The organism is Paenibacillus sp. FSL R5-0914, assembly GCF_038004525.1.
Taxonomy (GTDB): domain Bacteria; phylum Bacillota; class Bacilli; order Paenibacillales; family Paenibacillaceae; genus Paenibacillus_AQ.
In genome coordinates this window covers 1,342,511-1,356,999 of record NZ_JBBORH010000001.1, presented here as the reverse complement: position 1 = coordinate 1,356,999, position 14,489 = coordinate 1,342,511, and the positions used below count along the sequence as shown (strand labels likewise).

Genomic DNA, 14,489 nt, shown 5'->3' with positions numbered 1-14,489 from the left:
TCTCCCGCGAAAGAAAATCAGACGATAACCGTTCCCTTCGCAGCAGTTCATTAATGTGCTTCTTCTTCGTGAATCGTCATCTGTGCGATATAAACCATCGTCAGTATCGTAAAGATAAACGCCTGTAGTGCCCCGACGAAAATACTGAAGCCTTGCCATACAGCCAGGAAAGGAATACTGAGAATCCCCAGTTTCAAAATGACTGTAATCAGTACTTCTCCGGCAAAGATGTTAGCAAATAGACGAATTGCCAGAGCTACTGGTTTTGCCAAGTTCTCGATAATGTTCAGTGGCAAAAAGATTGGAAACGGCTCAATATAGTGTTTGAAATAATGCTTGCCATTGAGCTTAATGCCCAGGAAGTTCATCAGTATAAACACAATAATTGCCAATCCTGCAGTGATATTAATGTCAGCAGTCGGCGACTTGTACCATAAGATCTCAACATGATCACCATGCGCCAAGTTCCTGGTTGCTTCAATCACATGGCCAAACACGGTTACAGGTCCATGTGCTTCAGTTACAACTGAGAAGGGCAATCCAAGAAGGTTGGAAACAAAGATAAACAGAATCAACGTTAGCCCCAAAGATATGTAAGGTTTTCCTTTCTTCAGGTCCATGGCACTGCTTATGACACCCTCTACAAATTCTACAACCCATTCCATAAAATTCTGAAGCTTAGATGGATTCTCAACCGAAAGCTTACGAACCGACAGCATCACCAGTACAAATACTACTGTACAACTGATCAGAAGCATCAATACGGCTGATATATCTATCGGTATTCCCCCGACAAAGATTTTCGGCATCTCATGCATAGTATCATCCCCCTTTCTCTTTAATCTGGTTAAAGTTTGTTCTTCACACTCAGATATATCCCCGCAGGAATGGCGAGAAGCTGAGGAATGAATACGCCCGAAATAGTTGCTACCAGGGAGAAATGCTCAATTTTGACCGCGAACATAGTGACCAAAATTGCGAAGCTAATCCGTGTAACAAAACCGAGGCTGAAGGCATTCCCTTCGTTGCTCGCAATCGACTGCGTTACCCGTCGAACCTTGACGGCCAGATAACGAAAGTTTACCAATCCCGCCACCAGACCCAGAGTCATGCCCAGTGTAAAATCCCTGGTCTCATGATGAAGCGCCCAGCCCATTAAGAGTCCTGCCATAAGGACGAGCGTAACTCTAGTGACGGTATTGATCATGGGAGTCATATTATCCATTCTGCTCCCCCAAAAATTTTTTAATTAACAGGACGACGTTCACAATTCCCAGAATCATTCCGGTTATAGTGCCAATAGCGAGCCAATATTTAGGCCCCTCCATCAAGTCTTTCAGCCACCTTGCCGCAAAAAAACCAATAACAATGTAAGCGGCGAGTATAGTGCCTGCACTTCCAATGATAAGCGCGGTCTGTAACAAGCTGTCCCTGCTATTTTGTTCTTTCATGGCTACAATCCCAACTAATTTTACTGAATTTCTGGAGTCTTTGTCAATTCATTGAACATTGCCCAAAAACCCTTGAAAACATGAAAATAATCACAGCAAAATGTTCCAAAACCATATAAACCGTACAGTTTCACTGTATGTTGATTTTAATCAGATCAGATATTACTTTAAATGAAATTATTTATTTTTTGTGAACATTCTGTGAAACTCTTCAGGACGCTCCTTATTTACACCAAAATGGTGCAAAATCGCATTGACAATTCGTTGGGAGGCTTTGCCATCTCCGTACGGGTTGGCGGCCCGACTCATCGACTGATAGAGCTCATTATCAGTCAAAAGAGCATGTGTCCGTGCATACACCTTCTCCTCGTCCGTGCCCACAAGTTCTAGCGTTCCAGCGTCTATCCCTTCAGGACGCTCCGTCGTATCACGAAGCACAAGTACTGGTACTCCGTATGAAGGAGCTTCCTCTTGTAAACCGCCAGAATCGGTCAATATCAAGTGGGTATGCGGATAAAAATTATGCAAATCCACGACATCCAGCGGATCAATCAGCTTAATTCTTGGATGTCCACCCAAAATTTCATGTGCAGGTTCCTTAACGGCAGGACTCGGATGCACAGGATAAACAATGGCTACATCTTCGAATTCATCAGCGATTCTTTTGACAGCCCGGAAGATATTCCGATGCGGTTCACCTTGCGATTCTCTACGGTGAGCAGTCATCAAAATAAGTTTTTTTCCTGAAGCAAAATCCAAAACAGGATGCCGGTAATCAGGCTGTACGGTATATTGAAACACATCGGTTACAGTGTTGCCTGTGATATAAATACTTGATTCTTTTTTGTTCTCATGTCTCAGATTACTAGCTGACCAATCCGTTGGAGCGAAATGCAGGTCTGCTAATACACCTGTAAGCTGACGGTTCATTTCTTCAGGATACGGAGACAATTTGTTCCATGTCCGAAGTCCTGCTTCTACGTGCCCAACCTGAATTTGCTGCAGGAAAGAGGCATAGCTTGCAAGGAACGTCGTTAATGTGTCCCCGTGCACCAATACGAGATCAGGTTTAACCTCTCTGAGTACAGGTTCCAGGCCTTCAAGCACTCGAATAGTAATCTCATTAAGCGTCTGACGGTCCTTCATCACATCCAGATCGTAATCAGGAGTGATATTGAACACTTCCAACACTTGATCGAGCAACTCCCTGTGCTGTGCTGTTACACATACAATTGACTCGATGTGCTCAGGATGCTTCTTCAGTTCAAGAACTAGAGGAGCCATCTTGATCGCCTCGGGGCGCACTCCGAAAATAGTCATCACTTTAATTTTGGACATAACCCCTACCCTCTCATCAAAAAATAAACAAATTTCTTATATCCTATTACGAATTACTATTTACTTAGTTCCGTACAAACGATCTCCAGCATCGCCAAGTCCCGGAACGATATATCCATGCTCATTCAAATGATCATCAAGCGCAGCTACATAAATATCGACATCTGGGTGAGCCTCTTGAACGGCAGCAACACCTTCTGGAGCTGCAATCAGGTTCATCATTTTAATTTGTGTACAGCCACGCTTCTTCAGCGAGGTAATAGCAGCAATCGCAGATCCCCCCGTAGCTAGCATTGGATCAATTACGATCAGCTCACGTTCCTGTACATCTGTAGGAAGCTTGATGTAATACTCAACCGGTTGAAGCGTGTCCGGATCACGGAATAAGCCAACATGTCCTACTTTAGCAGCAGGAAGAAGCTTCAGAACGCCCTCAAGCATACCCAGACCAGCACGAAGAATTGGGATAAGCCCAAGCATTCTTCCAGAAATCACTTTACTTTCCGTTTCAGTAACCGGTGTTTGTACTGTAATGGTTTCTAGAGGAATATCACGTGTTATCTCATAAGCCATCAATGTGGCAACTTCGTCAACATGCTCTCTGAAATCCTTCGTGTTTGTTCTTACGTCGCGAATAAATGTTAGTTTGTGTTGAATTAAAGGATGATCGCAAATCACCAATTTTCCCATTTCCTGTCCCTCCGGTAATTGTAAGTCGTGTCTATAACCCTAGAAAGCGCTTTTGCTTCTCTATGGCTAAATCCTGTCTATTATAGCATTCCCATCGCCGCATTTCACCTAGAAAGGCACATGTATCCATATTGAACCCCTACCCCTGTATTTTCCTTTGCTTATAAAGGTAAGGATTGGAAATTCCATTGCCTTTTCAGGAATAAAACCTTGATTAGGTTGTGCAAATTTGCATTTTTCATACTATTCACATTTTTTTCACTATTGTTTATGAAAGTTCCATGAACTTTCATGATTGATTTCATGATTTTCCATCAATTCACCCATATAATATTGTGAACAATAAACAACAAAAAACCTCCACCAAACCCTAAAATCAGGACTCGGTGGAGGTGAATTTATTAATGAATACGAATAGGAACTAGTATTTCAGTTCTGGATAAAGTGGGTACTGATCCGTCAAATCCGCAACTTGACGAGCTGCCTCAGCTAATTTCAATTCATCCTTCGGATTCTTCAGAACATTAGCTATAATGCGGCCAATAACCACCATAGCTTGCTCGTCCATACCACGGGAAGTAACCGCAGGTGTACCAATACGAATACCGCTTGTTACGAAAGGACTTGTAGGATCAAATGGAATTGCGTTTTTATTCACAGTGATTCCGATGGAATCTAGTACTTTTTCCGCATCTTTTCCGGTAATGTTCAGGTTACGTGTATCAAGCAACATCAAGTGGTTATCTGTACCACCGGATACAATGTTAACCCCTTCGCTTATCAGTGTTTCTGCAAGAACATTTGCATTCTTCACTACATTCTCAGCATAGGTCTTAAAGGATGGCAGCAAAGCTTCGCCGAATGCGACTGCTTTTGACGCAATGACATGCATCAGCGGTCCACCTTGGGAACCAGGGAATACGGCTTTATCGATAGCAGCCGCCCATGGCTGTCTGCACATAATCATACCTCCGCGGGGACCGCGTAAAGTCTTATGTGTTGTAGTTGTAACGAAATGAGCATGAGGAACCGGGCTCGGATGAAGACCAGCAGCAACAAGACCTGCGATATGGGCCATATCTACCATAAACAACGCGCCGACATCATTGGCGATAGCACCAAGTTTTTCGAAATCAATAATGCGCGGATACGCACTTGCACCAGCAACAATCAACTTAGGACGGTGCTTGAAGGCTGCTTTGCGTACTTCGTCATAATCAATTAGGAAAGTATCTTCTTGTACACCATAAGCTACGAAGTTATAGAGTAATCCAGAAGCATTTACTGGACTACCATGCGTTAAATGTCCGCCATGCGCCAAGTTCATGCCAAGAACCGTGTCGCCCGGGTTAAGTGCAGCGAGATATACAGCCATATTCGCTTGTGCTCCAGAGTGAGGCTGTACGTTGACATGTTCCGCACCGAACAATTCTTTTGCACGATCACGAGCCAGATTCTCAACGATATCCACATCTTCACAGCCACCATAATACCGTTTGCCTGGATAGCCTTCTGCATATTTGTTCGTAAGCACTGAGCCCATGGCTTCCATTACGGCTTCGCTAACGATATTCTCTGAGGCAATAAGCTCAATGTTGGCACGCTGACGTTTCAGTTCCAGTTCCATTGCTTCCAGTACTGCCGGGTCACTCTTACGTAATTGTTCCATGTTCTTATTTCCTCCCTAGTGTGTGTAGATATGTTGTATTTAAATAGAAACGATTTGCCCGCCACGAAAAAGCTTTAGGTCTACGTTTCTGCAAAAACATAAATCTAAGTTCATCAATCACAAACCTGTGAACCACTCTGTTCAAGAGTGCGGTAAACCGCACGTTCGCCGCCAATAAGCGGAGGTCTAGCCCATGCTGCGTTCACTCTAGCTGCTCCAATGTACCGTAAGGTCGGTCGAAAAGGAACTGCCACGCGGCGCAAATGCATACCTATAAGAGTCTCACCAATGTCTAAGCCAGCATGCGCTTCTATCGTTTCCGCCAGAACAGGATCTTTCATAGAGCGATAGGCAGCCGCAGCCATCGAACCGCCAGCACCAGGTATAGGTACAGCTGAAACTTCATTTAGCCCAAGCGACTCTAGCAAAGAGCGTTCCATTACAAGCGCACGATTCAGATGCTCGCAGCACTGATAAACGAGATGAAATCCTTTTTCCGCTGCGACCAAACGAGCCCCTTCAAGCAGTTGCTGTGCGACTTCAAGCGCACCACCGGTTCCAATACGGACACCAGCGACCTCACTTGTGCTAACTCCTAGGACAACAATTTTACCAGATCCAAGGTTACCAGCTTCCGCCAACTCCCTTAACACAGTGACAGTAGCTTCAGTTAAAGATAACTCCACAACTTTGTCCATCACCCTACCTCCTCAAGCTTCAAACAAGCTTCATTTAAACAAAAAAGAGCAGTCCGCAGGTAGCTGCGGATTTGCTCTTTTGCCCAGGCGACCGGCCGTTTATTCCGATGCTCCATCGTGGTTTGATCCACATTTGTCGCCAGTTACATCGGAACCGATTAGTTGTACTTTCATCTTAAAGCAAAGCCGACTGAAAATCAACCATTTACAAATGGCGTAAGGATTCCAGTTTATCTAATAAACTAAACAACGAAGTGCGAATCTCAGCAGCAGTAAGCTCATAATCTTCACGCGTACCCCCGAATGGATCAGAAATATCAAAGCTTGGGATACGCTGGCGGATTTCAATCATTCGTTGTAGATCCGTTGCGTTGGGTTCACCACCTAGAGCTATGCTTAACTCAGCATCTGCATAAAGGCTGTCCAATTCTTTAATATCCTCAGTCACAGCTTCTTCGTTATGCACGTATTCCTTCAATGTATATGTTTTTGTTACGGCATCCGGAAAATACTGTAGCAAATGTTGCTTATGTCCACTGGTTAAGGTAAGTACAAGATCGGCCCAAGCGACGAATTGCCCTGTTAATTGCGACGACTCTAAATGATCATGAATGCCTTCTTCTCGCAAAATAGCTGCAGCATGTCTCGATATAGAAGTACCAGAAATGGCAGATACACCTGCAGACCGCACTTCCAGGTCGATTCCGCGTTCCTTCGCAAGCTTTCGTAAAAGCCCCTCAGCCATAGGACTACGGCATGTGTTACCGGTGCAGACGAATAAAATATGCAGCATGCTTTTGCACCCCCATGAAATTAAAATATTGTAATGCCGTTATTGTATCAAAAGATGAATAGCAAGCCAAACCCCAATAAAATAGCCCCGCCCAGTGCTTCCCCATATTCCCCGAGTCCACGACTGACATGCCGCCCAAGAAGCAGGCCGATAATTGACATCAGACCTCCACAGGCACCAAAAGCTAGTATAGTCAGAAGTACACCATTCACAAACATCCCTAAGGATACCCCAACGGAAAAAGAATCCACACTTACACTGAGTGATAGAAGCAGCATTCCCCATAAGGTTCGGTGATTCATAGCTCGCGTACCTACCACTTCCGGACGAAAGGAGTTATACACCATATGTCCGCCTAACAGCACAAGTAGCCCTCCTGCGGCATAAGTTGTTACTTGACCTAGCAAATGTCCGACATAACTTCCAGTCAATAAACCTAGAAGAGGCATCAGCATATGAAAAAAAGCAATGAGCACACTCATTTGCAGAATATGCAGCAGACGAATCCCTTTCATCCCGATCCCTACGCCGAGCGAAAAGGCATCCATCCCTAATGCAATCGCCATTATAGCAATAGTAACTGTCTGTCCCCAACCGGCATATACATCTCCTATGCCCATGCTTAACCCCCCAAGTCCGAAATATCTTGTACAACAACGATATGCGGACAAGGGGGTAATCATGACTTCATAGGAGATTTCAGATTCGAAGAACCTATACTATAGCTGGATAGAAAGGTCGCCGTGGCTATCCGGCATCAATAACGGAACCGCCGGCTGCCTTCATAAGCCGGTTCATAATAGCTACGCCGAGGCCCGTATACGGACAAGCCTCGGCCAAGATGTAAGTCGCTCCCGCTTCATCGAAGCGCCGCAGCGCGGCATATAGGGAGCGCGCCCCTTCCTCCGGTGAGGATAACGAGCCGAGGGAAAGAACGCAGGCGGCAGGATCGGCGGGATAGAGGGGCTTATGCTCCTCGAAGAGGAGTAAGCCCGTCACTTCGCCGTTCAGCTGTGCCGCCTGAAGTAGACTCGCGGCTTCATCCGCAACACGTTGCGGAGAAGATCCGCTCACCACACCGAGCCAGCCGCGCGGCGCGTAGTGCGTGTACTTCATGCCCGGCGCGCGTGGCGCCGAGCTGTCGGAAACAGCTTCTGCACCGTGGCACTCCTTCGGTGCAGTGGCTACTGGAGCTTCCGCTGCTGCGGAAGTTCCAAATTCTTTAACCACAGCTGGCTCAGCAGCAATGGCTTCTGCTCCCACTACAGCAGCTAACTGCTCCAAAGTAATCCCACCAGGACGAAGCACTGCAACCTTTCCATCAGGCTGCACCTGCACCACAGTTGACTCCAGTCCAACTCCAGCCGCGCCGCCATCAAGTACACCGCCAATGTATCCGGCCAAGTCTTCCATCACATGTGAAGCTAAGGTCGGACTCGGACGACCGGAACGGTTAGCACTAGGTGCCGCAACGGGACAGCCCGCTGCACTGATCAGCGCCAAAGCTACCGGATGATCAGGCATACGAATACCTACCGTGTCCAGTCCTGCCGTTACACAGGATGACAAAACACCCTCACGAACAGGAAGAACAACTGTCAGCGGTCCTGGCCAATAAGCATCCATCAATACCGCAGCCGTAGGATGCACTTCTGTAACCAGCTCGTCCAAAGCACCTGGATCAGCAATATGCACGATTAGGGGATTGTCAGACGGTCGCCCTTTTGCCGCAAAAACAGCCTCAACTGCCGCAGTATTCCGTGCATCCGCTCCAAGTCCATAGACCGTTTCGGTTGGAAAAGCGACCGTTCCACCTTCACGAAGCATGGCTGCCGCCTCCACGATGGCTAACTTATTCTCCTCACTTGGCTGAAGTACACCGGAATCCGAAGCTGCATCTTCCAGCAAATCCAGTTCCCAATATACAGTCTCATTTCTATTTCCACTCCGCCGCTGAACGGCGAATAAAGGGTCGTGTGGTTCATTCATTCTCATCACAGGCTTTCTACAGGATATATATTGAACAATAGCTTTTCTTGCAATCTTAGGATAAATACTCTGGAGGTTCATTAACTCTAATCTTACCAAAAAGCGGCCCCAATGAAGGCGCCGCAGTCGATCTGCTTATGAAATAGTAACATATCTAGATTCAAAACTATAGACCATTTCCACAAAACCAAAGGGCTAACATCAGCATTACGACCATAATCCGCTAATCCAGTTCCAAAGGTTTTGCAACAGTTCCCAAACGAAGAACCGTACCTCTGGCTCTGCGGAATCCGCTGCCGCAACATCCTTTGCCGAAGAATCTGCTTGTACAGCTGTTCCTACTGCTGGTTGCGCCTTAACTCCGCTATCTGCCCCGGCAGCCGAAACGGTCTTCGCCCCTTTGTTAGCAGCAGGTGCCGCCGCATCTCCAGAACCCGCATCGATAAAGCACAACGGCGGAAACAGTACGCACCACCAATTTTGCCCTTTTCCCTCACCCAGCGTTACCCGAACAGCCTCGTATTCTCCGGCCGGATAGACTGTTCCACCGTATAATTTGGTCGGAAAAGGAACTACACCCAGCTCAACTTTATAAGAATATTGAATACCACGTTTCTCTAGCTCCGATCCAACTAGTGCATTAAGCTCTGGTAGATGAGTTCTAATTAAAGCGCGTGCCTGCTCTAAACTCTGTGGGTCCTCAAGTGCAGTTACCCACTGGTTCATTTGCTCTACGATTGTATCGCGGATTTGCCGCTTCACTAGTTGATCTTGTGTTCCGTCCGAATTCGCCAGAATACGCAGCCGGATAGAATCCTGTGGAATCGATACTTCAGCTACTGCTGCATCGGTTTTTTGACCTTCCCAGGCCATGATAACGATCATAAAAAAACAAATTAAAATGGCAGTATACTTAAAAGTTACACGTAAGGAATCTCTTTTATCCATATGATTATCGTTCATTTGTCGCAGCCCCTCTCCTCTTAACTCTCATGCTAGTAGTATGTCCAGAGATGAGAGACTGCAAACCTATGAATCTATTAAATCTATAATTTTACAGCAAGCGCCTTAGGCAACTGCAAATCCTCCTCAACATCCCGACCATAAAGATGCACACTCATTACAATCCCCATGCATGCCATATTAATTAAAAGAGATGTGCCTCCATAACTGATGAACGGAAGTGTAATTCCCGTAAGCGGCATTAGGCCGATAAAAGCTCCAATATTCTCTAAGATTTGATATAGCAGCATTGCCGTAATTCCAATAATCAAAAACGGACCACTACGCTCCCTACTCTCTAGAGCAATCAGTATCATCCGATGAAGAAGAATAAAAAAGAGCAACAGCAGCAGCGCTGAACCCACAAACCCAAACTCCTCCGCAACCTGTACGAATATGGCATCCGAATAGGTATATGGAACACGGTTACTCTGCACAGAGCTTCCTTGCATGTACCCCTCGCCACTCATCCCTCCGGAGGCAATAGCCACTTTAGCATTTTTCGTGTGATAGCTTGCATCATCTGACGCCAAATCAGGTACGAGCCAAGGATCAAAACGATCCACTAAATGCTTCCTGCCAAGGGTCTCCTCAAAAAAATATACCGCTTCATCATGATAGTGAATATAGCTCAGAATTCCTGCAAGACCCAATCCGCCAACGATTAGTAATCCGATGAGTGCATGTGAAATTTTGATATTCCCGATCCATAGAAGACCGATTAATATTACGATGTAGCTTAGCGCATTTCCGAGATCATTCTGTACAATAACTATGGCAAAAGGGAGCAATGTAAGAAGCGCCAGCGGAACGACTCCCTTCCAGAAGGTTAGCGTGGCTCCTTGTTTACGGACCAGTATGGACGCGAGTAAAAGAATCAATATCAACTTAAAAAGCTCCGCAGGTTGAAAGCTAAGTCCACCTATCTCTAGCCCTAATTGCGCACCGTTCTTTACCTTACCAAAAAAACTAACCGACACTAGCAGACCAATACCCAAGATGTAAATATAAAGAGCATATTTAACAAATATCCTATAGTCCACGAAGGTAAGCACAAAAAACGCTACAAACCCTACAATGTAGTATTTAAGCATTTGTAGATGGAACCCATCTAGTTTCTGAACTAATCTACCATTAGTCACGCTGTATATCGAAAGAATACTAATAACCATCAGCATAACCAGAACAATAAGAATCACGCTATCGATCTTCTTGAGCTTTTTAAGCATACGCAAACCCCTTACTCTATTAAGGTTCCAACCACCCTCACCTGAGGAAAGTCTCTCCTTTCTATTGTAGAGCATTCAAGGCCACAATTCCAAATTTATGTAATACACCCGATATCAGAGATTCACTTCCCATAATAAAAAACCGCCAGTTCCCATCCTTAAAAGATGAGTTTCTGACGGTTATCTTTTGATTTAGTGATTAAACCTGTTTGGCGGCTGCATAAGGAGTAGGCTTAGGCAAATCTTCCTCTACATCTCGACCATGCAGACGCACGCTCATTACCAGCCCAATGCTGGCCATGTTAATAAGCAGGGAGGTACCTCCGAAGCTGATGAATGGCAATGTGATACCTGTCAAAGGCATCAGACCAATAAACGCACCGATATTCTCAAAAATCTGATACAGCATCATCGCGACAATGCCGACGATCAGAAATGGACCTGCTCGATCTCTGGCTTCCAGCGCAATCAGAATCATTCGGTGAATCAGGATAAAATACAGTAGCAGCACAAATGCAGAACCGACAAAGCCAAATTCCTCGGCAATCTGCACAAAGATAGAGTCTGAATACGTATAAGGCACCCGATCTGTCTGAACAGAGCTACCGTTCATATAGCCTTCTCCACTCATCCCACCTGAGGCAATCGCAAGCTTGGCGTTTTTGGTATGATAAAGAGCTTTCGCTGTCGCTTTATCCGGAACAAGCCATGGGTCGAAACGTTCAATCCAGTGCGAACGGCCAATATCGTTAAGAAACGTTTTAATTTCGTCATGATAATGGATATAACTCATAATTCCGGCAATCGCAGAGCTTGCTACAATCACCAAAGCGATTAATGCGTGAGTGTACTTAATATTTCCAATCCACAACAGACCTGCAAGAATCACGATGTAAGACAAGGCATTCCCAAGGTCATTCTGTGTAAGGACAATAAGAAACGGAAATAAGGTTAAGAGGCCGAGCGGCACAACATCCCGCCAAAACAAGAGTTTACTCTTATTCTTACGAACAAGCATCGCTGCCAGAAATAGAATCAATATTAGCTTGAATAGCTCGGCAGGCTGAAGGCTCAGTCCTCCAGGGAGGGACAACCAGCCTTGGGCATTATTCTTGGTCTCGCCCAAAAAGCTGACGAGGACCAGGATACCTATTCCAAACAAATAAATATATAGCGCGTATTTCACTAAAATTCTGTAATCTAAAAAGGTCATTCCAATAAAAGCAATAAAGCCAATTGCATAATACATCATCATACGGATATGATGTCCGTCCAGCTTTTCTCTTCCATGAGTCACACTATATATGGCGAAGATGCTGACAGTCATGAGCAATAACAGAACGACTACGATAGCACCATCAATTTTTTTAATCTTCTGAAGCACGTTCTGCCTCCCTACTCTAAATCTGGGCTTTCTTTTATGTTTCACCAAGAAGTCCGGTTAAATTCTATTGTAAAGGAAGTCGGGTTGAAAATACAATTTTACTCCCCGATCAACAGGAGTCCCCTGCACAGCATGCAGTATTATCGTGCTATACCTAGCACATGACGTGGAATTCCAGCCAGATCATTAATAGTGATGATCTCTTTCCAACGGCCCGCCGCTTCCAGTAGCGCAGCCACCTGCTCGGCTTGTCCGAAGCCGAGTTCAAAACCGATCAGGCGCGGCGGCGCGGGGAGCAGCTCCAGCTGCTCCATCATGCGGCGGTACGGGTCCAGCCCGTCCGCTCCGCCATCCAGCGCAGTGCGCGGCTCATGGTCGCGCACCTCACGCTGCAGCCCGGCGATATCCTCGCCGGGAATGTACGGCGGGTTGGAGACGAGAATATCCGTCTCCATCCCCGCGAACGGCTCGAGCAGATCGCCGAGCCGAAAGTCCACAGCTGTGCCGGAGCGCATCGCATTGCGCTTCGCCACAGCTAGGGCCGCCGGCGAAATGTCGCCGGCGCAGACCCGCCACGCCGGCGCTTCCGCCGCCAGCGTGACGGAAATCGCTCCGCTGCCGGCGCCGATATCGACGGCGGTCAGCGGCCGTACGGCGCGTCCACTTTCCGCGCCGCCCGCACGATCTTGCGCTGCTGCTAACGAAGCAGCGCCTTCTTCCTGCGCCGGTTCACTCGGCGCAACCGTGCCGTCCGGCCAAAGCTCCGCGCCGTACCGCAAAATCGCCTCGACGAGCAGCTCCGTCTCCGGCCGTGGAATAAGCACATCAGGCGTCACTTCAAAAGGACGCCCGTAGAACTCTTGCTCGCCGATGATATATTGCACCGGCTCACCCTTACTCCGGCGGGTAACTCCCGCCTCCCACTTTTCCTTGACCGCAGCTGGAAAAGAATCCGCCAGCGCCATATAATACGCTGCCCCGGACAAGCCAAGCACATGCTCAAGCAGTAATTGCGCACTGCGTTGCGGTTCATTACAACCGCTCTGGCTCAAAAAAGAAGAAGCCTCCGCAAAGGCTTCCCGGATGCTTTTCACTTCCGACATGACAAATACGCCATCGTTCAAAGCATTATTATCCATTGTCCATACTATCCATCAAATCAGCTTGTTCAGCAATTGAAAGAGCCGAAATAATTTCAGTGATTTCTCCGTTCATAACCTGCTCCAGACGGTGCAGTGTCAAGCCAATGCGATGATCTGTAACCCGGCTCTGCGGGAAGTTATACGTCCGGATACGCTCACTACGATCACCCGTACCTACTTTGCTCTTCCGTTCACCAGCATACTTTGCTTCTTCTTCCTGCCGCTTCATATCGGAGATACGGGCACGAAGCACTTGAAGCGCCTTTTCCTTATTGGAGTTCTGTGACTTACCGTCCTGACAGGTAGCAACGATGCCCGTAGGTACATGGGTTACACGTACTGCAGACTTGGTCGTATTTACAGACTGTCCGCCTGCACCACTTGAACAGAAGGTATCCACACGAATATCTTTATCATGGATTTCAATCTCAAATGCTTCAGCTTCCGGCATCACCGATACTGTAGAAGTAGAGGTATGAATACGTCCACCGGATTCAGTCGCTGGGATACGTTGTACGCGATGCGCACCACTTTCGTATTTCAACTTACTGTATGCACCGCGGCCGTTAATAAGGAAGATTACCTCTTTAAATCCACCAAGATCGCTCGCGTTGACATCCATTAGCTCCACGCGCCAGCCTTGTGAATCTGCAAACCGGGTGTACATCCGATAAAGGTCGGAAGCAAACAATGCAGCTTCATCTCCACCCGCTGCACCACGAATTTCGACGATTACGTTCTTATCATCATTCGGGTCTTTAGGCAGTAGCAATACGCGGATTTGCTCTTCCAGCTCTACCTGACGTTTGGAAAGGTCGTCAATTTCCATCTTGACCATTTCCTTCATCTCATCATCAAGCTTTTCGCCTTGCATCTGCTTAGCAGCTTCAAGCTCTTCCATTACACTCTTATATTCAGTATACGCCTCAAATGCAGGCTGTAGGTCTGATTGTTCTTTGGAATAATCCCTCAGTTTCTTACTGTCGTTTGCAACATCCGGATCACAAAGCAGTTCACTGAGCTTCTCATAGCGGTCCGCCAGGGATTGCAATCGGTCCAACAAGGGAATTCACCTCTCCTAGTTCAATTTCAAATTCGCAAATA

At 46.6% G+C, this 14,489-nt stretch carries 15 protein-coding genes and 1 riboswitch; all 15 genes read right to left on the bottom strand.

Going from position 1 to position 14,489, the window contains the following annotated elements:
- Positions 1–50 precede the first annotated feature (50 nt).
- Entirely contained in the window at positions 51–818 is a 768-nt protein-coding gene (atpB, locus tag MKX60_RS05845) for a F0F1 ATP synthase subunit A (protein WP_042192471.1), read from the bottom strand.
- 29 nt (positions 819–847) lie between these two features.
- Entirely contained in the window at positions 848–1,225 is a 378-nt protein-coding gene (locus MKX60_RS05840; RefSeq protein ID WP_076285650.1) for an ATP synthase subunit I, read from the bottom strand.
- Positions 1,218–1,451: an AtpZ/AtpI family protein gene (locus MKX60_RS05835; protein ID WP_042192476.1), complete on the bottom strand. Its 234-nt coding sequence runs from the start codon at positions 1,449–1,451 to the stop codon at positions 1,218–1,220. The genes MKX60_RS05840 and MKX60_RS05835 overlap by 8 nt, the downstream gene beginning before the upstream one ends.
- A 177-nt stretch (positions 1,452–1,628) precedes the next feature.
- Complete coding sequence (wecB, locus tag MKX60_RS05830; protein WP_042192480.1) at positions 1,629–2,789, bottom strand: non-hydrolyzing UDP-N-acetylglucosamine 2-epimerase; 1,161 nt, start codon at positions 2,787–2,789, stop codon at positions 1,629–1,631.
- Positions 2,790–2,849: 60 nt separating this feature from the next.
- Positions 2,850–3,479: a uracil phosphoribosyltransferase gene (upp, locus tag MKX60_RS05825; protein ID WP_042131376.1), complete on the bottom strand. Its 630-nt coding sequence runs from the start codon at positions 3,477–3,479 to the stop codon at positions 2,850–2,852.
- A 421-nt stretch (positions 3,480–3,900) separates the two neighbouring features.
- Complete coding sequence (gene glyA, locus MKX60_RS05820) at positions 3,901–5,148, bottom strand: serine hydroxymethyltransferase (RefSeq protein WP_341059281.1); 1,248 nt, start codon at positions 5,146–5,148, stop codon at positions 3,901–3,903.
- 113 nt (positions 5,149–5,261) lie between these two features.
- Positions 5,262–5,846 (bottom strand): TIGR01440 family protein, encoded by a 585-nt coding sequence (locus tag MKX60_RS05815; protein WP_149645348.1) that lies wholly within the window; start codon positions 5,844–5,846, stop codon positions 5,262–5,264.
- Positions 5,847–5,920: 74 nt separating this feature from the next.
- A riboswitch (ZMP/ZTP riboswitch) is annotated at positions 5,921–6,003 on the bottom strand.
- Positions 6,004–6,051: 48 nt separating this feature from the next.
- Positions 6,052–6,639: a low molecular weight protein arginine phosphatase gene (locus tag MKX60_RS05810; protein ID WP_076297917.1), complete on the bottom strand. Its 588-nt coding sequence runs from the start codon at positions 6,637–6,639 to the stop codon at positions 6,052–6,054.
- 47 nt (positions 6,640–6,686) lie between these two features.
- A complete protein-coding gene (locus MKX60_RS05805) occupies positions 6,687–7,259 on the bottom strand; it encodes a manganese efflux pump MntP (protein WP_042192488.1) in 573 nt (190 codons plus the stop codon).
- Positions 7,260–7,386: 127 nt separating this feature from the next.
- Entirely contained in the window at positions 7,387–8,628 is a 1,242-nt protein-coding gene (locus tag MKX60_RS05800) for an L-threonylcarbamoyladenylate synthase (RefSeq protein ID WP_341060273.1), read from the bottom strand.
- Positions 8,629–8,835: 207 nt separating this feature from the next.
- Positions 8,836–9,591, bottom strand: coding sequence for a stage II sporulation protein R (spoIIR, locus tag MKX60_RS05795; protein WP_081382658.1), 756 nt, complete (start codon positions 9,589–9,591; stop codon positions 8,836–8,838).
- A gap of 83 nt (positions 9,592–9,674) precedes the next feature.
- Positions 9,675–10,859, bottom strand: a complete 1,185-nt coding sequence (locus MKX60_RS05790; RefSeq protein WP_076285647.1) for an FtsW/RodA/SpoVE family cell cycle protein — start codon at positions 10,857–10,859, stop codon at positions 9,675–9,677.
- A gap of 199 nt (positions 10,860–11,058) precedes the next feature.
- Complete coding sequence (locus MKX60_RS05785; protein WP_076285646.1) at positions 11,059–12,243, bottom strand: FtsW/RodA/SpoVE family cell cycle protein; 1,185 nt, start codon at positions 12,241–12,243, stop codon at positions 11,059–11,061.
- Between the two features lie 140 nt (positions 12,244–12,383).
- A complete protein-coding gene (prmC, locus tag MKX60_RS05780; RefSeq protein WP_341059280.1) occupies positions 12,384–13,382 on the bottom strand; it encodes a peptide chain release factor N(5)-glutamine methyltransferase in 999 nt (332 codons plus the stop codon).
- Positions 13,375–14,448, bottom strand: coding sequence for a peptide chain release factor 1 (gene prfA / locus MKX60_RS05775; protein ID WP_042192496.1), 1,074 nt, complete (start codon positions 14,446–14,448; stop codon positions 13,375–13,377). The genes prmC and prfA overlap by 8 nt, the downstream gene beginning before the upstream one ends.
- Positions 14,449–14,489: the final 41 nt, after the last annotated feature.